General features: G+C 41.0%; 22 protein-coding genes and 1 pseudogene. 15 read left to right on the top strand and 8 right to left on the bottom strand.

Annotation, left to right across the window (positions count from 1 at the left end; translation table 11 throughout):
• Window positions 1-41: 41 nt before the first annotated feature.
• From V7K79_RS14820 to V7K79_RS14805, 4 genes are all read right to left on the bottom strand, one after another.
• Complete coding sequence (locus V7K79_RS14820) at window positions 42-1,067, bottom strand: helix-turn-helix transcriptional regulator (protein WP_335048752.1); 1,026 nt, start codon at window positions 1,065-1,067, stop codon at window positions 42-44.
• A gap of 110 nt (window positions 1,068-1,177) precedes the next feature.
• On the bottom strand, window positions 1,178-1,342 hold the full coding sequence (locus V7K79_RS14815; RefSeq protein WP_335048751.1) for a hypothetical protein: 165 nt from the start codon (window positions 1,340-1,342) through the stop codon (window positions 1,178-1,180).
• Window positions 1,343-2,155: 813 nt separating this feature from the next.
• Window positions 2,156-2,881 carry a phosphoadenosine phosphosulfate reductase gene (gene cysH, locus V7K79_RS14810; RefSeq protein ID WP_335048749.1) on the bottom strand — a complete coding sequence of 242 codons (726 nt, stop codon included), beginning with the start codon at window positions 2,879-2,881 and terminating at the stop codon, window positions 2,156-2,158.
• A gap of 767 nt (window positions 2,882-3,648) precedes the next feature.
• Window positions 3,649-5,238, bottom strand: a complete 1,590-nt coding sequence (locus V7K79_RS14805) for a DHA2 family efflux MFS transporter permease subunit (protein WP_335048747.1) — start codon at window positions 5,236-5,238, stop codon at window positions 3,649-3,651.
• Between the two features lie 277 nt (window positions 5,239-5,515).
• Between V7K79_RS14805 and V7K79_RS14800 the strand changes: the two genes are divergently transcribed.
• Complete coding sequence (locus V7K79_RS14800; RefSeq protein ID WP_335048745.1) at window positions 5,516-6,112, top strand: TetR/AcrR family transcriptional regulator; 597 nt, start codon at window positions 5,516-5,518, stop codon at window positions 6,110-6,112.
• Here the strand turns inward: V7K79_RS14800 and V7K79_RS14795 are convergent.
• Together V7K79_RS14795 and patD are read right to left on the bottom strand one after the other, a co-directional pair.
• A complete protein-coding gene (locus V7K79_RS14795; RefSeq protein WP_335048744.1) occupies window positions 6,087-6,287 on the bottom strand; it encodes a hypothetical protein in 201 nt (66 codons plus the stop codon). The two genes, V7K79_RS14800 and V7K79_RS14795, sit on opposite strands and share 26 nt — an antisense overlap.
• Window positions 6,288-6,329: 42 nt before the next feature.
• Window positions 6,330-6,683, bottom strand: coding sequence for a heterocyst frequency control protein PatD (gene patD / locus V7K79_RS14790; RefSeq protein WP_335048743.1), 354 nt, complete (start codon window positions 6,681-6,683; stop codon window positions 6,330-6,332).
• Between the two features lie 146 nt (window positions 6,684-6,829).
• Here patD and V7K79_RS14785 point away from each other — a divergent pair, with 146 nt between their 5' ends.
• Complete coding sequence (locus V7K79_RS14785; protein ID WP_335048742.1) at window positions 6,830-6,976, top strand: hypothetical protein; 147 nt, start codon at window positions 6,830-6,832, stop codon at window positions 6,974-6,976.
• An 11-nt stretch (window positions 6,977-6,987) separates the two neighbouring features.
• Entirely contained in the window at window positions 6,988-9,258 is a 2,271-nt protein-coding gene (locus tag V7K79_RS14780; RefSeq protein WP_335048740.1) for a RelA/SpoT family protein, read from the top strand.
• A gap of 90 nt (window positions 9,259-9,348) precedes the next feature.
• Here V7K79_RS14780 and V7K79_RS14775 read toward each other — a convergent pair whose 3' ends face one another.
• Window positions 9,349-10,545, bottom strand: coding sequence for a HAMP domain-containing sensor histidine kinase (locus V7K79_RS14775; protein ID WP_335048738.1), 1,197 nt, complete (start codon window positions 10,543-10,545; stop codon window positions 9,349-9,351).
• A 357-nt stretch (window positions 10,546-10,902) separates the two neighbouring features.
• On the opposite strand from V7K79_RS14775, the gene V7K79_RS14770 reads away from it, so the two are divergent.
• From V7K79_RS14770 to V7K79_RS14760, 3 genes are all read left to right on the top strand, one after another.
• Entirely contained in the window at window positions 10,903-11,619 is a 717-nt protein-coding gene (locus tag V7K79_RS14770) for a class I SAM-dependent methyltransferase (protein WP_335048736.1), read from the top strand.
• 415 nt (window positions 11,620-12,034) lie between these two features.
• Window positions 12,035-13,114: a M4 family metallopeptidase gene (locus V7K79_RS14765; RefSeq protein ID WP_335048735.1), complete on the top strand. Its 1,080-nt coding sequence runs from the start codon at window positions 12,035-12,037 to the stop codon at window positions 13,112-13,114.
• A gap of 144 nt (window positions 13,115-13,258) precedes the next feature.
• Window positions 13,259-13,558, top strand: coding sequence for a protealysin inhibitor emfourin (locus tag V7K79_RS14760; protein ID WP_335048733.1), 300 nt, complete (start codon window positions 13,259-13,261; stop codon window positions 13,556-13,558).
• 117 nt (window positions 13,559-13,675) lie between these two features.
• Here the strand turns inward: V7K79_RS14760 and V7K79_RS14755 are convergent, their stop codons facing one another.
• Window positions 13,676-14,152, bottom strand: coding sequence for a hypothetical protein (locus tag V7K79_RS14755; RefSeq protein ID WP_335048731.1), 477 nt, complete (start codon window positions 14,150-14,152; stop codon window positions 13,676-13,678).
• Between the two features lie 101 nt (window positions 14,153-14,253).
• Between V7K79_RS14755 and V7K79_RS14750 the strand changes: the two are divergent.
• From V7K79_RS14750 to V7K79_RS14710, 9 genes and pseudogenes are all read left to right on the top strand, one after another.
• Window positions 14,254-14,445, top strand: a pseudogene (locus V7K79_RS14750) (Uma2 family endonuclease); the annotation flags it as partial.
• An 80-nt stretch (window positions 14,446-14,525) separates the two neighbouring features.
• Window positions 14,526-15,665 carry an endonuclease NucS domain-containing protein gene (locus V7K79_RS14745; RefSeq protein WP_335048729.1) on the top strand — a complete coding sequence of 380 codons (1,140 nt, stop codon included), beginning with the start codon at window positions 14,526-14,528 and terminating at the stop codon, window positions 15,663-15,665.
• 242 nt (window positions 15,666-15,907) lie between these two features.
• Complete coding sequence (locus V7K79_RS14740) at window positions 15,908-16,555, top strand: histidine phosphatase family protein (RefSeq protein ID WP_335048727.1); 648 nt, start codon at window positions 15,908-15,910, stop codon at window positions 16,553-16,555.
• 84 nt (window positions 16,556-16,639) lie between these two features.
• Complete coding sequence (locus V7K79_RS14735) at window positions 16,640-17,665, top strand: glucokinase (protein ID WP_335048725.1); 1,026 nt, start codon at window positions 16,640-16,642, stop codon at window positions 17,663-17,665.
• A 45-nt stretch (window positions 17,666-17,710) separates the two neighbouring features.
• Window positions 17,711-18,313, top strand: a complete 603-nt coding sequence (locus V7K79_RS14730; protein ID WP_335048723.1) for a hypothetical protein — start codon at window positions 17,711-17,713, stop codon at window positions 18,311-18,313.
• Between the two features lie 233 nt (window positions 18,314-18,546).
• Window positions 18,547-18,705, top strand: coding sequence for a hypothetical protein (locus tag V7K79_RS14725; protein WP_335048721.1), 159 nt, complete (start codon window positions 18,547-18,549; stop codon window positions 18,703-18,705).
• Between the two features lie 524 nt (window positions 18,706-19,229).
• Window positions 19,230-20,699 (top strand): efflux RND transporter periplasmic adaptor subunit, encoded by a 1,470-nt coding sequence (locus V7K79_RS14720; protein WP_335048719.1) that lies wholly within the window; start codon window positions 19,230-19,232, stop codon window positions 20,697-20,699.
• 33 nt (window positions 20,700-20,732) lie between these two features.
• Window positions 20,733-21,950, top strand: coding sequence for an ABC transporter permease (locus V7K79_RS14715; protein WP_335048717.1), 1,218 nt, complete (start codon window positions 20,733-20,735; stop codon window positions 21,948-21,950).
• Window positions 21,951-22,255: 305 nt separating this feature from the next.
• Window positions 22,256-22,867: a hypothetical protein gene (locus tag V7K79_RS14710; RefSeq protein ID WP_335048905.1), complete on the top strand. Its 612-nt coding sequence runs from the start codon at window positions 22,256-22,258 to the stop codon at window positions 22,865-22,867.
• The last annotated feature ends 50 nt before the right edge of the window (window positions 22,868-22,917 follow it).

The following is a 22,917-nucleotide window of genomic DNA, read 5'->3' as shown; positions in this document are numbered from 1 at the left end:
TCCCAATCCCAATCCTTATTATTCCATAGAATAAAAAATCATCATCCCATAACAATCTTTTTCCCGGCTCGACAAGCACCAGGGGTAATACCAAACTTATGCTTAAAAGCGTTTCTAAAATGACCTAGATGTGAGTAACCAACCACATTTACCACTTCTTCCACAGTCATTTTGCCCTCTTGTAAAAACTGCTTTGCTTGTTCCAAACGGTAATCCCGCAAACAAGCAAATGCAGTTGTCCCAAAAATCTCACGAAAGCCAAGTTTTAGCTTCATATGATGCAGCCCAACAAGTTGTGCTAAGTCCATAAGTGAAGGTGGCTCGATCTGATTTTGAATTAAAATTTCCTTAGCCTGGTAAATCCTTTCCACATCAACAGGCTTGAGACTAGTAACTGGATACTGTCCCTGTTCAATTTCGACAAACTGAGTCAATTGCCACGATAGAAGTTCGATAACTTTGCTTTCTAAATACATCCGCTTCATCATCCCCTGATGAGGAGAATGCAAAATTTGCTCTAAGGCTAAATGCATTTGGTGGGTGATTTGACCAACTTGACGATGGAATAGAGGCAGAGTATCAGACTCTAGCAATACTTGTAATGGTTCGGGTAGAACTTCTGAACCTGTAGCAAATGACCTGAAGAAATCAAAATTGAAGAGAATTAAAATTGTTAGTTCTGTACCTACTGCCACTTCGTCAATTTGTTTAATATCTGACAAATAAAATAAATAGTTTTTACCAGCTTGGTGTATATAATCAGCTTTGAAGGATTTATCTTGATTTCCAGAAATCAATATCCTACCACTTCCTGCCAGGGAAAACCTTGCTACAATCCATTGATGACTGTCAAACAAGGTTTCTACACTTAAGTCTTTAAGCCATGTGCCATCATACAGTAGCAGACGGACTCCGTGTCGCAGTTGAACTTCTCGATAACTGCCTGTAACATAGCGATCGCTATATTTGACAATGCGATCGTAACCTTCAGTGTTGTAGACAACCTCATAACCCTTGCGGCTTTCTATATGCTGTTGATGGTATTGTGCTGATGTAATTATCTTCATAGCCTTTGACTGCTCAACCACAAGTATTTTTAGTATCTTGCAGAATGGCGACTTTATTTTTAGTCGAAGCAGCTCGCTTAGTTGCTTTCATTACGATCTTGGCTGTTGCACTAAGTCCTTGACATGAGTTGCTGAATCTTGTTGTAATGCACGACGATTGCGATCGCAACACCCTCTACTACACTTAACTGAGCGATCGCCGCATCTAGGCTATACAGCGTCTTGAAAGTGGGTACACTAGAGGGGTTGCTAAAGGTGTCGCCCAACCACAGCATACAGGGATTTAGCTAAAAGTTTTCTTGGAAGAGCAATCGCAAGGAAGAGAATCATCAAACAAAACTGCTTCGTCTAAGGAAAGTTGGCGTAACAACTCCTAAGAAATCGTGCCTTGTGCTAGGAAATTCTACTTCGCCTAGTCGTGGAATCTCTCTAATCGTCCTGAAATCGCGTAGTACTTTTGCGAACGCAGATTCATTTTGTATCTGTTGAGAGCATACTTCAGTAGCCCTTGCAATAAGTGCAACACCGAACCAAATAGAGCCTGTAACCAGCAGAATTTTCAATATTTGCCTTAACACCATTTGTCACACTTACATTTACTCTCCATCTGCCATTAACTCTTAATAAACCAGCAAGTAGCTGCTATTTACTGATAATTTAATCATGCAATTAAGAATGAACTTATACGAAGTAGGTAAGCAATTACAAATAATTATCAGAATTTCTGAGAAAAGGCTAAATTAAAACCTTTTCCGTTTTCCCAAACTACACTCTTAGATGAAGAGTGCTTATCCGAACTGTATTGGGATCACACCCACCGTACCGTAACTGGTGAATTGCCTGGTGCAGCCCATCAGTAAGCATTACATACATCTGCGATCGTCAAGGGAGCAATGCCAGCTATCTACATCTATTACGAATAGCACGCTTGATAATCCCAAAACACTTATGATTTAAGCAGTTTGTAATTGCTTGCCTAAATTTGTTGTGTAACAGTATTATCTAACCGCAAAGGCTCAGAGTAAGCAGAGAAGGGGAGAGTTGGGGGAAATTCTTCTTTTATTCTATTCCCCACTCCCTACTTCCCCTTAAATATGAATTCCACATTCAGTTTTTTCACTTCCCCGCCAACGTCCGGCGCGTTCGTCTTCGCCTTGACCTACTTTGGTGGTAATGGGTTGGTCGCCTATGCTGGGATAACCTTGGTCGTGGAGGGGGTTGTAGATGACTCCGTGTTCAGCCACGTAAACCCAGCTGTCTTGGCGTGTCCATCTGGCTATGGGATTTACTTTCAGCCGACCTTTACCGTCTAATTCAAATATGGGCATATTTGCACGGGTTACTGCTTGGTCACGGCGGCGTCCGGTAATCCAAGCAACGCTGTTGAGTTCGTCTAGACCCCGTAATAATGGTTCAATTTTTGTAATATTGTGGAATTGGGCAATATCCTTATCCCAGAGTTTGTCACCGTATTTGGCTTCAAAAGCTTCGCGGGTGTCTACATCTGGAGTTTTGTAAGTTTGCAAATCCAGGTTATAGATTTGTATGGCTTTGGCTACTAATTCTAAGCTTTCAGGGAAGTGGTGCAAGGTATCGAGAAAGATCACAGGAACGGGATGCTTCAGTTCACTGTAAAGAATATGAGTAATTATCATGTCATCCACGTTAAAGGCGCTTGTTTGCACCAGTCCCGTTGGGATATTCTCTATAGACCATGCCAGTATTTCTTTGGGAGTGGCAGTTTCAAATTGCTCATTTAATTTTTCTAAGTCAAAAGCGATCGCTTGGTTTCTAGATGCTGTGGAGACTGTCATGATAATTTTCTTTTCAAATATTTCTACCTTGATTAATATCGATCTTACTCCATTAATACGCCTATTCCGCTCGGATATAAGGTAATTATTCTGTGCGGAAATTACTACATTTTGAGCATGGGGAATGAGACAATAAAAATAACTATTTATAGTTACTTAGTAAAAATTATACAAAAACTTAGATAAGAGGATTTATGAAGAAACTTTACGGTAATTTAAGTTTTACATGACTTTTATAGATATTTATACTGATTTTGATATGGTTAAGGAACTATTAATAAAAAGGATTTTACTTAAATGAACAATGCAAAATTCAGCAATCCATTAGGCCAATCTATAATTATGGGCGCTTTAATGATGTTAACTAGCGTTGGGATTATTACAATCATGAACTTTTTCTAAGATTAAGATTTCTCATTTTAGCAATAAGACTTCACATAGTCCCGCTCAAAACTGAGTGGGACTTTTATTTTTTTCATCCAAATCAATCAGTATGTATTAATTTTCTGTTGTAACTTTCGGCAGAGAATAATTCTGAAGCCGTGTTATTACGTAGTTTTGCAGTCAGAGAATTTAGAATAGGGATGCGATCGCTATTTCCTTTACCCTAGTAGTTCGCTTTCGTGACGAAAGCTCTTTATTGGGTAAGGGGGAAGGTGGGGCCCCCTCTGGGGATAAGGGGCAGGGGGAAAGGTTTTAAATCCCAAACCCAGTTCCCTTTCCCCTTTCCCCAGCCCGAAAAAGCGCATCTTTGGGTTGGCAGACTACTAGTGCCCGACTGGCGCTTTTGCTCCTGCACCGCCTTTACCCAGAAATAGCAACAGAGGTAATGAGCAAAGGAACCCTATACCTACCACTCGAAAGCAATCTGCATAAGACAAAACCGCAGCTTGAATATCTACTGTTTGACTTAATAAAGCTAGTGCTTGTTGTTGCGCTGTTGTCGCATCTATACCTTGACTTTGAAGTGCCCCATTGAGGAAGTCAAGGCGCTGACTGGTTTCTGGGTCATAAGGAGTAAGTTTTGTTAAGAGGATGGCTCGATGAAAAGCTTCTCGTCGGTCAAGCAAAGTGGTGAGTAGAGCAATGCCTATGCTACCACCCAGTTGTCGGGTGAGGTTGTAGAAACCAGAGCCGGCAGAAATATCCTGTTTGGGTAGCGGGCCTAAAACTGCCAAACTCAAAGGGAGAAACATCAACACAGTAAAAGCCCCACGCCATACCAATGGCCAAAATAAATCATCTATGCCAGTTTGTGGGGTAATTGCTGCTAGTTGAAACATGACTCCAGACGATCCGACAGCGCCCATTGCAATTAAAAATCGGGCATCAATTTTACTAGACAGTTTGCCTAATAAAACCATAACGATCGCAGACGCTAAAGCACCGGGTGCTAACAATAGTCCTGTCTGCGTTGCCGTAAAGTGCAGCACACTCTGAGCAAATATCGGCACAGCAAAGAGTGTACCATAAAGCCCCATACCCACCACTGCTGAGAGAACGCTTCCCGCAGCTAAAGAACGGTGGCGCAAAACTCTCAAATCCACAGCAGGGTGATCTGTTTTCAGTTCTCGCCAAATAAACAATCCCAAACCGATAATACTGGCGATCGCTAACGTCGTAATAAAATCGGAAGAAAACCAGTCGTCTTTCTCTCCTTCCTCTAACAAAGTTTGCATACAGCCAATAGCAATAACTAAAAACCCGATCCCGAACCAATCGACGGCTTGGCTTTGTTTCTCTCTCTTCTCTTTATCTTTGGGTAAAAATGCCAAGGACATCGCCACTGCAATGATCCCGAAGGGAATATTAACAAAGAAAATCCAGCGCCAGCCCAAACCATCTACCAAGAATCCCCCTAAAGTTGGGCCAATTGCTGGGCCAGAAATTACACCTACCCCAAAAACTGCCTGGGCCAAACCTTGTTCAGCAGGTGGAAAAGTCTCGAACAAAATTGCTTGGGCTTTAGCTAGCAACCCGCCACCACATAAACCTTGAAGAATTCGAGAAAAAACTAGCATTGGCAGATTAAATGCCAAACCGCATAAAACCGAGGCCAGGGTAAAGCCAATCAACGAGAAGATAAAGTAGGTTTTGCGTCCAAAGTAATCTCCTAGCCATGCCGATAAGGGAATTAAAACGACATTTGCGATCCCATATCCAGTTACCACCCAACCTACTTCACTGACAGTCGCACCCAAACTAGCCTGTATATCTGTCAGGGCAACGTTAACAATACTAGTATCAATTACTTCTAATATCGCACCAATAGAAGCCGTAAAGGCGATCGCCCACTTCAATGGGCCGTGGACATAACCAAATTCGTCAAAACTAGAACCTTTAATGTTGGTAGCCATTATTTAGCACAAAATAATATTTGGGAGATGTTAAGCAATGCCTTGGTTTTGCTACGCTGACGCCAAAGCTCAAATTAAGTATTGTATATATACGCTACGGTAGCGTATCATATAAAAATGGTCAAGAGAGTTTTTCCTCAAATGTGGCAGAAATACTTATGCTAAAGATGGATGGTCATTGTTGCTGTTTTAGTGCATGAGAATTGGGTTATAAGGCTTATTTGTTTCTCAGATAAAGCAAATGGCCAAGAAGATATTGCTTGGGGATGATATTTTTATGAGTAAGCAAATCAACATCACCTCTGGACGCCCACGCAGCATCCACGCCGATCAAGCGATTTTGCAAGCGACTTTGGATCTGCTTGCAGAGGTAGGATATGAAAGCATGAGTATAGAAGCGATCGCTTCTCGTGCTGGAGTTGGTAAAACAACCATCTATCGGCGTTACACTTCCAAAGAAGAATTAGTTGCAGACGCGATAGAAAGTCTCAGAGATGATTTAGCGATCCCCGATACTGGCAGCTTTTGGGGAGACATGGATATCCTGATTAAGAATGCCGCCAAAAAAATAGATAGTCCCCTTGGTCGTCAGACACTTGCCTTGATCGTTAGTACAGCGTCTAGAAATCCTCAGTTTGCTGAGGTCTATTGGACAAAATATACGAAACTCCGACGTGAAGCCTTTTCTAAAGTACTTGAGCGTGCCAAATCTAGAGGCGAAATTCATAAAAATGCAGACGTAGACTTAATTATCGACCTTGTAAGCGGTTCACTATATTATGCACTGATCTTCAAACCCACAACTGAGCCAGTAGAAGCATACATGCGCCGCACCATGAATCTTCTCCTCAAAGGGATTGGGAATGGGAAATAGAGAGACTTGGGGGACAAGGGGAATAACCAGTCCCCAGTCCCCAATCCCCAGTCCCCAGTCCCCAATCCCCAGTCCCCAATCCCCAGTCCCCAATCCCCAGTCCCCAGTCCCCAATCCCCAATCCCCAATCCCCAGTCTCAACTTGTTGCCAAAATAACTTTTCATCATCCGTCATAAATGAGATGATGGAGAAATTAGAGAAAAAGGTAAACAATTGTTATTTTTCTCCTTCCGCTTCTGGTTGCAGAATGGCATTACAGTATTGAATGAGAGTTGTCAAGCGATCGCTAATCGTTTGAAGTCTCGTTTGGGCAGTAGATGCTTGCCGCGCTCCTTGGAAAAACATCACATCTATTGCCAACAGGCGCAATTGCTTGCTCATCTCCGTTTGATAAGACTGCACTCGCCAGTTTTCATCAGCCAAAGGCACAATCTGTTGCCCGAAAAATTGCTGCAACGTGGCTGCACGCTGCCGCAGTTCTAGTGCAACGATTTGGGTAGTTGTGGCATCGGAGCGTAATTGCTCTAACAAAGTTACGAATGCCAGATATTTCTCACGATTTAAAGACATCCAGTGCTAGTTAAGATAGTATTAATGTCAAGTAATTTTTCTTTTACAATAAACTTTCTAAAAGACTTATTAGCACTAAAAGCCTCAAATCGTAATTTGGGGCTTTGTTTGCCATCAATGAATTTTCTTTCTTTCTTTAACGATTCTTGAAATTCAAACTGGATGACTACCACTGGCAATTGGAGAATCGTCCTTACACTGCTTTTTCCAACCCGTCTTTGGGCAACAGCATCTTTATCAGGGCGATGCTGCTAGTTTTATTTATCATTCACTTATCTACCGATCCTCTCTAAACCCAAATTGTATGAGCAGTATAGCGATAAATTCATCAGTTGACCTTGCCATTCCCGAATGGTTAAAAAAATGTTTGAAGGAGTCATCGACAAGTAGCGGCGCAGGAGAAGATGACCGAAGGCATAATGATGCCGTCTTAATTGGTCGAGCATTTGAATTTGCTTACCAATTGCATGAAGGTCAATATCGCAAATCAGGAGAACCATACATTGCTCATCCCATTGCTGTGGCTGAATTGCTGCGTGACTTGGGAGGTAGTGCTGCTATGATAGCAGCTGGATTTCTCCATGATGTCGTTGAAGATACAGAAGTTACAAGTCAAGAAATAGAAGAACGCTTTGGCCCAGAAGTGAGGCTATTGGTCGAAGGTGTCACCAAGCTTTCTAAAATCAATTTCACCAGCAAAACCGAAAGCCAAGCCGAAAACTTCCGGCGAATGTTTTTGGCAATGGCGCAAGATATTCGGGTAATTGTGGTGAAATTGGCAGATCGTTTGCATAATATGCGAACTTTACAATATATGTCAGAGGCCAGCCGCCGCCGCAGTGCCCAGGAAACACGAGATATATTTGCACCCTTAGCCAATCGCTTGGGGATTTGGCGAATTAAATGGGAACTGGAAGATTTGGCTTTTAAGTATTTGGAACCAGAAGCTTACCGCCAAATGCAAGAGCATGTTTCTGAAAAGCGGACGGCGCGAGAAGAGAAATTGGCTAGAGCTACGAATATGTTGCAAGAGCGTTTGCAGCAAGCCGAAATCCACTTTCAAGAGATTAGCGGTCGCCCCAAGCACCTTTATAGCATTTACCAAAAAATGCACCGCCAGCAAAAGGAATTTCATGAGATTTACGATTTGGCGGCACTGCGGATTATTGTTCAAACCAATCAGGATTGTTATCGAGCGTTGGCGGTGGTTCATGATGTTTTTCGTCCAATTCCTGGGAGATTTAAGGACTATATTGGACTGCCAAAGCCTAATCGTTACCAATCATTGCACACTGGGGTGATTGGATTAACAGGTCGTCCTTTGGAGGTGCAAATTCGGACAATCGAAATGCATCATATTGCCGAGTATGGGATTGCCGCCCATTGGAAGTATAAAGAGACAGGAGGTTCTAGCATTAGTCATTTGACAGACACAGATGACAAGTTTACTTGGCTGCGGCAACTGCTGGAATGGCAAACCGATCTCAAGGATGCACAAGAATACCTTGATAGCGTCAAAGATAATCTATTTGAAGATGATGTATATGTTTTTACCCCGAAAGGAGATGTTGTTCCTTTAAGTCCTGGTGCTACCACTATAGATTTTGCTTATCGCATTCATACAGAAGTGGGAAACCATTGTTCAGGGGCGCGGGTGAATGGGCGAATGGTACCGCTATCAACGCGGCTACAAAATGGCGATATTGTAGAAGTTCTCACCCAAAAGAACTGTCATCCGAGTTTGGATTGGTTGAACTTTGTCAGAACTTCAGCAGCGAAATATCGCATAAAACAATGGTACAAGCGATCGCGCCGCGAAGAAAATGTCGCGCGTGGACGAGAGTTGTTAGAAAAGGAACTTGGCAAAACTGGTTTTGATAGTCTCTTAAAGTCAGATGCGATGCAGATTGTCGCCGAAAAGTGTAATTACCACAGCGTAGAAGATTTACTTGCTGGTTTGGGTTACGGAGAGATTACCTTGAACCTAGTGCTAAATCGCTGGCGAGAAGTAGCCAAGGGACAACAACCAGTTTCCAATGTGTCGCTATTTATTCCCAAAGAACCAGCCACATCAAAAGCTTTGCGAGATGCACCTTTAACTACCTCACGTTCCACTGATTCGCCAATTTTTGGGGTGGAAGGTTTGGTGTATTATTTAGCTGGGTGTTGTACCCCGATTCCTGGCGAACCAATTATTGGTGTGGTGACGCGAGGTAGGGGGATTTCAATTCATCGCCAAGGCTGCCATAATCTGGAAACTGTGGAGTTTGAGCGCTTAGTACCAGTTAGGTGGAACCCAGCCGCCGAAAATAGTGGCCGTCCGCATACGTACCCAGTAGATGTTCAAATTGAAGCTCTTGACCGCGTTGGGGTGCTAAAGGATATTTTATCACGGTTAAGTGACCAAGGTATCAATGTCCGTCATGCCCAGGTGAAAACCTCTACTGGTCAACCAGCATTGATCGACTTAGGAATAGATATACGCGATCGCTCTCAACTAGAGCAAGTGTTCGTGCAAATTAAGAAAATGAGCGACATTTTGACTATCCGCCGCGTTGGTCAAACTGACGAGTAGATGTACCAATTTTAGGTGCGTTAACGCAGTGTAACGCACCAGTTTAAGTTGCAATTTTACTCTCAAGTTTTGATTTTAGGAAAGCAACAGTCATACCGGGACGATTGCTTCCAATGGGAAAATTACTGTAAATGTAGACCCCTTTCCTAGCTGTGAATCTACTTTAATTTCACCATCCATTAACTGAACCAATTGAGAAACTATTGCTAAACCTAATCCTGTACCATCAGAACTTTGCACTTGGGGAGAAGTTACTTCCCGAAAATAGGGATTGAAGATTTGTGCTTGAGCATCCAAAGAAATACCAATACCACTATCAGTAATAGAGATAGCCCATTGCTGTTGAGATATCGTCCAGCACTCTAGATGAATTGAACCAGATTCTGTGTAGCGAATTGCATTACTCAGCAGATTTGTCAGAATTTGTTGAAGCCGAAGAGGATCTGTGTTAACTTGACTTGGGGCGCGATCGCATTCAACAACCAAGGATAATTCTTTCGCACGCGCTAATGGTTCAATTATCTCTAAAACAAAGTTAATTAAACTACGCACATCGGTTAAAGTCGGCTGCAATTTCATCTGTCCGGCATTACAACGCGAAATTTCCAGAGTATCGTTAATTAACCGCACAAGAAGTCTACCACTTTTGAGAACTCGCTCGATACTTTCAAGATTTGTATAGGTGTCCTTGAATTCTGATTGTTGACGCTGCTGGCGCAGAAATAAGTCTGCGTAACCGATAATTGAAGTCAGGGGCGTTTTCAGTTCATGAGCCAAATGAGAGAGACTCTCTTTATTAGCGCGAACCAAACGAGTTAGCTCTTGGTTAGTTAACCGCAACTGACTTTGGAGTTGTTTAAGCTCTTGTAATCGTCCTTGAGTATAACTATTAAAGCATCGCGCGATCGCTTCATCAATTACTGTATCAATCAAGCGAACAGCCCTTAGCACTTCTTGTGCAGATCCTTGTAATAAATCTTCTTCTAAAAACGAAAAAATCACAAACCGGAGTAAACGATACTCTCGCGCAATTTCCTCTGGTTCAAATCCCTGTTGGGCGCGAAGTCTACCATGTTCTAAACTAGCATCTACTACTGTCTGCAAATCGCTGGCTTCAGATTCAGAAAGTACTGTTGCTAATGCTTTCAAAACGCGGGGTAAGCTATCCTTTACAGCTTTGAAAGTAAGTTCATTAGTAGCTTCAATTTGTTCATCTTGGTAAACCGCTTCTACCCATTGATCGAGAATGGCATCACTTTTTGCAATTAAAGTCTGACTAAAATCCATCTTTTGCCCAACCAAATACAGTCAGCGCGAAGCCCCTTGCGCTAGAGCTAGCTTAGTGCATTTGATGTCAATTTTGCAACTGATGGAAGATAGAGGTTAAGAATAAGACAGCTTATTGTTGAACTAATTAGTTTATGGAAATAAATTTTAGCTTGATGCAAAGAAAATAAATTTAAAAACCCTACAATTGTTAAAAAATTTCGATACATATTGCTTTGTAAGATAAAGATAAATAAATTATCTGTGGTTTTATCTCAAAAATATATATTTTTAGAGTCCATCCGACCGATGTAGTATATATCTTAATAAAAACAAATGGTTAATATTGATTAATATATATTATTAGTTACAATCCCCATGCAAAAGCTATTTCCTGGAGAGGTATTCGCCAACACTGCTGATTTTGACACTGGTATTCGCCAACTGTTACCGCGATACGATGAGATGCTGGAGGTAATTACCCGTTGTCTGCCTTCTACGAGTCGGCGTATTTTAGAATTAGGCTGTGGTACAGGCGAACTTAGTCTCAAGATACTTAACCGCTTTCCAGATGCCCAAGTAATTGCCCTAGATTACTCACCTCGAATGTTGCAATTTGCCCAAGATAAAATTACAGCATCTGGATATCAACAACGCTGGACTGGTATACAAGCAGATTTTGGCGACTGGGCAAATAATCCAGAGAAATTGGATATTGGTGGCGAATTTGATGCTTGTGTCTCATCTTTGGCAATTCACCATCTCCAAGATGAAATGAAATTGAAGTTATTTGAGCGAATTGCAGCTAGCCTCACTCAAGACGGCTGTTTTTGGAATGCAGACCCTACTTTACCAGAATCACCAGCTTTAGCAGAAATTTACAAGGTAGCACGAGAGGAATGGGCAGTTGAACAGGGAATTAATTTGACAGAGATCCGTGCTAAACGTGCTACCAGCACTACTCAAGGTTACTCTAGTCAAGACCAGCTAGCTAGCTTAGAGACTCATTTACAAATGTTGAGCAAAGCGGGATTTAAGATAGTTGCAGTACCTTGGAAATATTATGGTCTAGCAGTGTTTGGCGGCTGTTTATGAAAATTCTCGATTTTGGATGCCTAAATTTGAGATTAGCCTGTCTCCAATAGGCATTTATTGCATTAACAGCTTGATAGTAACAAAACAGTAATAAATAATATTATTTCTCGCGATCGGAACTAATATATAAACGCATTAGGTCTGTAAAGGAGGTCTTGCTAACTCACACAAGAGTTTTGGCTGAAACTTGCAGTAATTAAGCTAACTTTGTGTTTTTATACAATATTTCCACATCGTAAGTACCCATGAGAGTACGATCAATCCTTTACAGACCTATCCAAAAATACAGAGTAGAAAATTTTCTTCAGAAAAGAAACCAGGAATACACGATTTGGATTCGTTTTTCTGCTTTTTTCTCCAGTGGAGTTAAAGCCACTGTTTGCCATCACTTAGTTTCAAAAGGAGAATATCTTGGATGGCTCGAAATAAAAAGAAATCAGTCGGTTTCAAGCATGAGCAATCACCATACTCTAGATGCCCTATTTGTTGTATTATCCCACCCCATATACTAAAAAATGTTGTGGTGAATGGCAATCCCCAGCAACGTACTTGGGCATTTCATACATTAAATATTTCGGCACAATTTTTAGGACGGAGAAACGTCGTAGGTAATATCTCATTTGCGCCTTCTCCTGGTGAGAAGCGCCGCACCATCTACGATGCCAAAAATGGGCAGCAACTTCCTGGTACGCTGGTGCGTGCTGAAGGCGATCCTCCCAGCAGCGATCCAACAGTGAATGAAGCCTACGATGCTGCGGGTGCTACTTATGACTTGTTTCATGAGATGTTTGATCGCAATTCCATTGACGATAAAGGACTACGTTTAGACTCCACTGTGCATTATGGTGTCAAATATGACAATGCCTTTTGGAACGGCGACCAAATGGTTTATGGTGATGGCGACGGAGAACTATTTCAACGCTTCACGAAATCAATTGATGTGATTGGGCATGAGTTAACTCACGGTATAACCCAGTACGAAGCAGGCTTACAGTATTATGGCGAACCTGGGGCACTGAATGAGTCATTTTCTGATGTCTTTGGTTCTTTAGTGAAACAAAAGACTAAAAATCAGACTGCACAAGAAGCAGATTGGCTCATTGGTGAAGGCCTTTTGGTATCGACTGTCAAAGGTGTTGCCCTCCGCTCCATGAAAACACCTGGAACAGCTTATGATGACCCTGTAATGGGTAAAGATCCTCAACCAGCCCATGTGAAAGATAAATATACTGGTACTGAAGATAATGCTGGGGTGCATATCAACTCAGGAATCCCTAACTATGCCTTTTATCTAGCGGCTGTTGAGATTGGTGGCTATGCCTGGGAAAAAGCTGGTAAAATCTGGTATATAGCTTTACGCGATCGCCTACGTCCTAATGCAGATTTTAAAAAAGCTGCCAGTGTCACCATTCAAATTGCTGGCGAACTGTATGGTAATGACAGTAATGAGCAAAAAGCTGTACAAAACGCTTGGAAAAAAGTAGGAGTTATTTAGAGTTAGGAGTGAGGAGTTTTTTGACTCTCAACTTCTAACTTTTTTAGATGTATTGTTTGTTATTGCTAAACTGGGAGGTAAAAACTATCATCTCCCAGTCTTTGTATTTTCTCCTAACTAAGTAGCACAACGTAAAGCAAAAAAATGCGGATATCGTTTGAACGCACGGGCGGCTTTGCTGGGATTACCAAGAAAACCACCGTTGATACAGACACTCTCCCGCCAAATGAAGCCAGCACACTTCCCCGACTGGTGGAAGCAGCTGATTTATTTAGGCTACCAGAACTGATTACTTCGCCAACTCCCCAAAGCGATCGCTTTCAGTATAAGTTAACAGTAGAAGATAACGGTAAACAGCATACAGTGACTGTCAGTGAGTCAGCATTGCCAGGAACCTTAAGACCCCTGATTGAATGGCTACAGGCGATATCACAGAAAAGGTAAAAAGTAAAATAATTACTTATAGGTCTATGACCCTGTAGAATATCTCATTAATAATCGAAATTGTGGCGAAGTGTTAGTAACGTAATTCGTAATTATGAATTACTTAATTCATTTTTATTAATTACTTTCAGGGTTTAGTTCATTGATTTCTTTGCACTTAGCCTCTGCGGCTTGATATGCTGCCAGATAGTCTTGACCACCTAACATTACATCACCGTAATATTCATAAGGTGGATCGCTATAGATTGGCAATGGATCGTCTTCTGGATAATCTTCTTTTGATTCTTCAATGATCGCTTTCAGTTTTTTAACAGTCAGACTATGTGCTGCAAAATACCAGATTTCTTGGGGATTTTTATTCAGGTGAGGTAATGTGGGATCGATAATGCGGATATCGGAGGCGTTGCCTAGTTCAATCCAACTGTGTTCAATCGGTCTGTATGGCTTCCCAGCAAAAACTAAAAATCCCTGAATGTACCTTGCTCCCTCAGTAGATAATGCTGCTTTATAAGCATTATCAAATGGAGTGCTAGCTTTGCTGTTTATTTGTTCAGCAATTTTGATTGACAGCGTTTCATCCAATAGTTTGTTCATCAATAGCAAGGATCAGAGCAGCCATGAAAACATATTACCACTGCTACTTACCGTTTTGCTTGGGTATAGGGCATTGATTATTTACTAATGACAAATGACCAATTCTATTTTGTTTAAAGTATGGTAGTCGTTTAGGTTGGTTAATTGACCCAGGCGATCGTTCGGTTTTAGTTTATCCACCAAAGCAGCAACCAGAACTTTTACAATAATCACAATGAATATTACCAGTTCCCGATTTAATTAGTGGTTTTCAATTAACTGTAGGGCAAGTATTTGGATGGTTGAAGTTGTAAGCAATTGTATAAATTCATATCTAGCTTTGGGAATACTAAAGGTAGTAATTTACTCAAGTTATAGCTAGATAATGGATTTCGTGAATTTAATAAAAACGGGTAATAGTTGGAAATTTGCGACTGAAGCTGATTTAGAAGATTTTGTCTGGGCGAATTTAAAGGAACTTTTCGGATTAATTCCATTAAAGCGGCAATATTATGTTAAAGGTCAAATTTGCGATATTTTAGCCTTGAATGAGAAGAGACAGTTAGTAGTGCTGGAATTGAAAAACGGTGAAGACAGATATATTGTTCAGCAGCTAACTCGATATTATGACGCTTTGCAGGAGGTAAAACCTTTAGAAGACGAAATAGACTATCAACAACCTATTAACTTGATAGCAATTAAGCCTAATTTTCATAGAGATAATTTTATAGATAAGAAATATCATCATTTATCTATTGATTTTTTTGAATTTACAGTTGTATCAGATGATTTTAATTATTATTTACAGATAAAAAAATTAGATTTAGATAATGAAAAAGTTTCAAAAATAGAAATTCCTCATCAGGACAGAGAGAGAAATGAAGATATACCTCAACCTTCTAGAGGACTGATGAACCGTCTAGCTAAATGCTCTTCTGAACAACAAGAAGGAATATTGAAAATTCGTCAAAAGGTTCTTAGCTTTGATAAACGGATGGAAGAAATATCTTCTGGTGTTAGTTTTAAATATGGGAATGGTAATAGTAAAACAAGTAAGTTTTGTGCTGAATTTTACTTTGATAGTAAAGGAATCCCAATTATATTTTTATGGTTAGGTTTAAAAAATAATAGTAGTGACCGCATAAGTAGAGCAAGAATTTGGACAGATTGGCAAGGTAATGCTTTGTTAGAAGGATATGTACCAAGTGGAATTGGTGCAAAGATTAATTTATCCAAAAAAACATTTTCAACTAGAATAAAAATAATGAATGAAATAGTATCAAATAAAGGTTCTAGGGATCATAAAGAATATAAAATCATGATTCAACATTCTAAAGATAGAAACAGAATAGCTAGGAAACTTAATAACTCGGAACCTTTAATATATAAGGAAAGGCAATTACTAGAAATTGATATTAATGAATATACTCATGTTATTGGGGGTGGAACACTTAATACATATAAATTTGATTACTATGATTCTCTAAATGGATTAGTTGAGTTAGCTTTAGAAAAATGGCGAAAAAGGCTATAAGCAAAGTATCACTATTGTAATCTTAAACATTTCAGCAGATTACTATAGTCGATATTGCTTTAGAAACTTGGCTAAAAAGACTTTAAGAAAAGCTACATTGACAGCATTTATAACTTTTCCTAATTAGTAATATTATTAAATATTATTACGATTTTTGTCATATATTAATATTTGTAGCCCTCCTTGCAGATATTTATATATTTGTTTAGCGGCGAATTCTATTTACCAGAATAATAAAACCCATGAGTCAAATAATCTGGATCGCAAGACACGCTAACCGCCTCGATTTCGTAAACCCTGATTGGTTTCTTACCGCCGAACGACGCTACGATCCACCTTTGTCTGATGATGGTATGGTGCAGGCACAGCAGTTAGCTAAACGATTGAAAAAAGAAAAGATTGGACATATTTTCGCTTCTCCTTTCCTGCGAACTATACAAACGGCAAACGCAGTTGCAGAAATGCTCAACTTGCCAATTAAACTCGAAACAGGCTTGAGTGAATGGCTAAACCCAGTTTGGATGACGGAAGAACCCGAAAGACTCTCAACTCCAGTATTAGCAGAGTTATTCCCCAGAATTGACACCAGCTATACTTCGCGCATCGCCGCCAAATATCCTGAAACTCGCGAAAAAGTGCGAGAACGTTCTGGACAAACTGCTAGATGTTTAGCTACTGAGTTCCTCCCAGACAATATCCTACTATTAGCACATGGTGCATCTGTGTTGGGCGGAGCAATGGGGCTAGTGGGGGAAATTGCCAAAACAGAAGTTAAAGCTTCTTTATGTTCTCTAGTAAAAGTGGTACGCCAAGACCCAGAATGGTTATTAGAACTAACGGGAGATACTTCCCATTTAACCCACGTAGAAGAAGTTATTCGATTTGCTTAAACCTCTGATCGAGATTTGCGTTCATGGCTTCTGGTACGTTGGGTATATCCTACAAAAAAAGTAATTAATTCGCGAATAAATTTTATGACTTTATTGCTAGCAGGAGACATTGGCGGGACGAAAACTATTCTGCAATTAGTTGAAACATCAGATTCATCAGCTTTACATACTATTTTTCGAGAAAGTTACCACAGTGCTGATTTTCCCGATTTAGTACCGATAGTGCAGCAGTTTTTGCTCAAAGCTAATACACCCCTACCAGAAAAAGCTTGTTTTGCGATCGCAGGCCCTATTGTCAAAAATACTGCCCAACTAACCAATTTAGTCTGGTTCCTGGATACTGAACGTCTCCAAGAAGAATTGGGTATCCCGTACATTTCTTTGATTAACGACTTTGCAGCGATTGGTTATGGCATTTCAGGTTTAGAAAAACAAGACTTGCACGCGTTGCAAGTTGGCAATTATAAACCGGAAGCCCCGGTTGCAATTATTGGTGCTGGTACTGGTTTAGGGCAAGGATTTTTAATTAAACAAGGAAACGACTATCAAGTTTTTTCTTCAGAAGGTGGACACGCTGACTTTGCTCCTCGCAATGAGATCGAGTTTCAACTGTTAAAATACCTATTGGGTAAACATGATATCCAGCGCCTTTCTGTGGAACGCGTCGTTTCTGGAATGGGAATTGTGGCAATTTACCAATTTTTGCGCGATCGCAAATTTGCCACTGAATCACCAGATATTGCCGAAGTCGTCAGAACTTGGGAACAAGAAGCGGGAAAGGAAGAGAAAAGTGTTGATGCTGGTGCTGTCATTGGTGAAGCTGCATTGCAAGGTAGCGATCGCCTCTCAGAACAAACTTTGCAATTATTTATAGACGCTTATGGTGCAGAAGCCGGCAATCTCGCCTTGAAACTCCTACCTTACGGTGGCTTATACATCGCTGGTGGTATTGCGCCCAAAATCCTGCCTTTAATCCAAAGTAGCGGTTTTTTATTAAATTTCACCCAAAAAGGTAGGATGCGCCGCCTCCTAGAAGATATCCCTGTGTATGTTATCCTCAACCCGCAAGTTGGCCTAATAGGTGCTGCTTTATGTGCTGCTAAGTTATAACAGCTGGCATCATCAGTGAGATCAGTATCTCAAAAGGCAAAAAATATGACAGTTAAAAGTCTGTTGCCACTAATAGTCGCCACCATTGTCTATGGTGGCTCTGTTTTGGTGGAAGCGCGTCAACCCAAGCCTCCGGTAGCTGTTGTCAAACCAACCGTTTCTCAACCCGTGCAGCCACAATGGAAGTTATACACTGCTCCCGATGGACGCTTTACAATTTTGATGCCGGGAAATCCCAACAGAAATAGCGAATACCAAAAAACTTATATGGGGGAAATTACTTTAAAAATATTTGTTGCTCAACCACCAAAACAGCAAGTAGCATACATAGTTGCTTACAATGATTTTCCTTATAGTTACGGTCAAATGACTGATCCTGAAGCTGTACTTAATAATGCACGAGATATGGCTTTAAAGACTACAAAAAGTAATTTAATTAGTCAACGAAACATTCGGAGTTCCAATAATCATCCCGGCAAAGAAATTGAGTACATCAATTCTGGAGGGAAAATTACTATAAATAGAATGTATGTTGCTGAAGGAAGACTATATCAAGTAATGGCAATAACTACAAAGAAGCAGCAGAAGACATTAGCTAAAACTATTACTGGATATTTAAATTCCTTTCATGTAGTTTTAAAAAAGTGAAATAATTAAAAGCTTTACTATATTAGCCTTGTAATCGAATTGCAGGGTTAATAAATAGGTATGTTTTAACATACAGCAGTTTTCTTTTGCATGAAGTACAAAGGTAAGGATTTTGAGGTAGGAAGCAGGTAGCTAATACCTCACTTGCTGACGCTCAAGGTGAAAAACGACTTTTATACGAAGATTTAGGAGTAAAATAATACTGGATTTTAAATGTCCAGAATGTCCAAGTTATGGCTTTTGCTATTGAAAATCAGGGTAGTAGGCGGATTACAGAATCTCAGGTATTACCAGGATTAGCAATTTCTTTATTAAACGATGCATTACGCCAAACTCGTCAAATAAATCAAAGTCAAGTTGGTGCTTGGTTATTAACCCAATTTCAGCAATAATTACAAACTGCTTTGGGGTAGGAAATAGAGAATGGGGACAAAGAAAAGTATACAGAGCAACTAAAGCCCGATCGCACTAAGTAGGTGGGCGTAAATATTTATCGTTGGGATAAGGCAGGAGGCAGGAGGCAGAAGGCAGGAGGGAAGAGAATTTTAGCCTCGTTCATTTTTGTTAATATAGTTTGGTTTTATTCTGCTGACCTACTTATAGCAATCCTATCTGATTTGTGAGAATTGCCAGCCGTAGATTCTCAGTTTCTCAAAAAGTCAGGAATCTTGTTTCTCACGAATAGTTCAGGATTGCACTAATATGCTGTGGCTAAAGTCACCCTTTTAGGTGAAGACATACAGAAATACGAATGTCTAATATGAAGAAAGATTAAGCAACTGTAAAGCTTATTATGCGTCTGGTTGTTAATTAACTGATAAAAATTTAATCCCAAAGCTTTAAAAAGTCCGTACTTTCCACTTTTTATCTAACTAAAAAATACTTTTAAACAGCAAGATTTACAGGTTTCTCTAATATGGCTACGCACATAGAAATTCCAGTTATTGGCAAAGTTAAACATCCATTGCGCTGGCTAATTGGGCTGATGGCGGGAAGTGCCTTGGTTGTGGGTACTGTAATAACTTACACTTTGGTAAATCAAGGAGCAAATAAAGAAAATATTGCTCAATTAACTGTGCCAGTAGCAGCACAAAACGTGACGTTGCGGATTACAGCTAGTGGCAAAGTCGTGCCAGTTCAGAGTGTAAATATTAGTCCGAAGAATCCTGGAGTACTGTCGCAATTATACGTCGAACAAGGCGATCGCATTCAACAAGGGCAAATTCTCGCCCGGATGGATAGCGCCAGTATTGAAGCTCAAAGGAGCCAATACCGTGCTAACTTAGCCCAAAGTCAAGCACAGCTAGCCCAAGCTAAGGCTGGTAGTCGTCCTCAAGAAATCGCTCAAGCTAAGGCGCGATTAGCACAAGCTCAAGCCCAATTAGCCGCAGCTAAGGCTGGTAATCGTCCCCAAGAGATTGCTCAATCTCAATCCCAAGTGGATGCGGCTCAAGCAAAGGCGAATTATACCAGTGGACAGGTAAAGCGTTTTCAATACCTATACGAACAGGGAGCAGAGAATAAACAATTACTCGATCAAGCCATCAGCGATGACAAAAGTGCTAGAGCCAGTTTAGAAGAAATTAAAAAACGATTGTCGTTAGTCCAAAGTGGCACTCGCAGTGAGGAAATCGACCAACGCCAAGCTGCTGTTAACGAAGCACGGGCAGCATTGGTACTGTTAGAAGATGGAACCCGAACTGAAGAAATTGCCCAGCGTCAAGCTGCTGTTGCATCTGCTGAGGCTCAGTTAAAGGGTGTACAAGTGCAATTAGAAGATACTATTATTCGCGCTCCTCTGTCGGGAATTGTTACCCAAAAATATGCCGAACCAGGTGCGTTTGTCACACCCACAACTTCTGCTTCTACTAGTGCGTCGGCAACTTCTAGTTCAATTGTCGCTGTAGCACGCGGTTTAGAAATATTAGCTCAAGTTCCCGAAGCCGATCTTGGCAGAATGAAACAGGGACAGCAGGTGGAAATTGTCGCCGATGCCTATCCCGACCAAGTTTTTAAAGGTCATGTGCGCCTGATTGCTCCCGAAGCAGTGGTGGAACAAGGTGTGACATCTTTCCAGGTGCGGGTTGCTCTCGATACTGGCATAGATAAACTGCGTTCTGGCTTAAATGTGGATCTGACTTTTTTAGGCGATCGCGTTAATAATGCCTTGGTATTACCAACGGTGTCAATTGTCACCGAAAAAGGTAAAACTGGCGTACTCGTACCCGATGCAAAGAATAAACCCCAGTTCCGCGAAGTTACAGTTGGGGCACAAATTCAAGACCAAACTCAGATTTTAGAGGGAGTTAAAGCAGGCGATCGCATTTTTGTTAACCCACCCAAAGACTACAAAATCGAAAAGACTAAAGAACAAAATAATTCGTAATTCGTAATTCGTAATTCGTAATTATATTAAGATATGAATTTTATCGAAAGCATGAATATGGCGGGGAAAACCCTGCTGTCAAATAAACTGCGTAGCGCCCTGACAATGTTGGGTATAGTTATTGGCAACGCCTCAGTGATTGCCATGATTGGGATTGGCGAAGGTGGGCAAAAGTACGTGAATAAACAACTGGAGTCATTAGGGCCAAATGTGCTGTTTGTACTGCCAGGTAATCGCGAAACTCAGCGCATCTCCTTTGAAGTGCCAAAAACTTTAGTGTTACAAGATGCAGAAGCGATCGCCTCTCAAGTACCAACTGTAGTAGGAGTTGCACCCGAATTAAACGGAAGACAGGTAATTACTTACCGCAACAGAAACACCGATGTCAACATCATTGGTACAACTCCCTCCTTCCTATCAGTGCGGGATTTTGAAACTGCTAAAGGTAGGTTTTTCTCTGAGGTGGACATCAAGCGAAGTAACCAAGTGGTTGTGCTAGGTGGAGACTTGACAGAAAAATTATTTGGTAATAGTAACGCTATAGGTCAGCAATTGCGAATTGGAAATACCAGTTTTCAAGTGATTGGGACATTAATAACTAAAGGTTCCAGTGTGGGAGCAGATTATGATAATGCTGCCTTAATACCAATCACCACATCTGCAAACCGACTTGTAGGCAAGAATTCTCCCTATGGTATCGCCTTAGATTACCTCGTTGCTGCTGCTCGTGATTCCGAGAGTGTGGATGCAGCAGAATTTCAAATTACTAATTTGCTGCGTTTACGGCACAAAATTAATGGTGAAGATGACTTTACTCTTCGCTCTCAAAAGGATGCTTTGCAAACAGTTGGTCAAATCACAGGTGCATTGACAATTATGCTAGCTGCGATCGCCAGCATATCTTTGTTTGTCGGCGGCATTGGCATTATGAATATTATGCTAGTCTCCGTCACCGAACGCACCCAAGAAATCGGATTGCGAAAAGCGATTGGCGCAACTGAGCAAGATATTTTGCTACAGTTCATCATTGAGGCAGTAATAGTTTCCGCAGCTGGCGGCTTAGTCGGGACTGCGATTGGTATCAGTGGCATCTTATTAGTGGGAGCCTTGACTCCTTTAGAAGCGAGTCTTTCTCCTGTAGCAATTACTATGGCAGTTGGTGTCTCTGGAGGTATTGGTTTATTTTTTGGCGTTGTTCCTGCACGTCGCGCTGCTAAACTCGACCCCATTGTGGCTTTGAGAAGTGCCTAGTGATGGGAATGGGGAATTAAAAATGAATATAGGCTTTTTGAGTTATAAGGAGTTTGTTGAAAAATAAAATATAAGTCCTAATACGGTTCGATTAAGCGATAAATCATCACAAAGTTTTGTAGAGACGGCGATTCATCGCGTCTCTTGCCTTAACCGAACAGTATTGATATGAGTTCTACAGTTGAGCGATCAATAAAGGCTTCGATGTGCGATCGCAACAATCCATTGGAGTAATTTTGCTGAAAAACGGGAAGACTATGGTTACTCCCGAATGGGAAATTTCTATAAAAATCTTCAACAGCAAAATGCTCAAAAAATCTCTGTTTAACTGTTTAATTTTACCTTTTTCTCTAATACCCTGGCTCTGTGTCGGAACGCTTTTTGATTCCCAAGCCAATGCTTTACCAGGGCAAAGTACAGAAGAGGTAAGCACTTGGATTAAAGCACATCCGACACTCCGCCCCAGAAGCGGAGAGCGATTATTTGTGCAAAAGACTGATACGGCTGCTCAACGATTCACTTTTCAAGCGTCGGTATTGCCTCCTGGTAGAGTGGAGTTTTCTAAAGACCGGGGCACAATTCGGACTGAACGGATTACTATGTATGATGCTATTAACGGCATGACATTTGCACGTCTCCAAGAATCTTTGCGGGTAATTTATGGTTTGGAGATTTATCAAGATTACGATCGCGCTCAAGTCGTGTATGAATATCCCAACCAGAACGTAGTTAATTCCGCACGTCTGGCCAATACTCCGATTCGGGAAGCTTTAAAGGGAGAATTACGAGTAGGCGATCGCTATGTATATTGGGTGGAAGTTGCCCAACCCAAGACTGGCAAAGCTTTTACCGGTCAAATGACCGTTTTGCTCAAAACTGACCTAGACAAGCTAGAAAATGAACTGCAAATTCGCTAATAGGCATGGAGCAGCTATGCTGGAGGCAGAAGTTTTTGAATGCGTGAATT

Origin of the sequence: Nostoc sp. (genome assembly GCF_036917575.1) — a bacterium.
Taxonomy (GTDB): Bacteria; Cyanobacteriota; Cyanobacteriia; order Cyanobacteriales; family Nostocaceae; genus Nostoc.
Note: the sequence above shows the minus strand (reverse complement) of the source record. Positions and strands in the feature narration are given on the sequence as shown.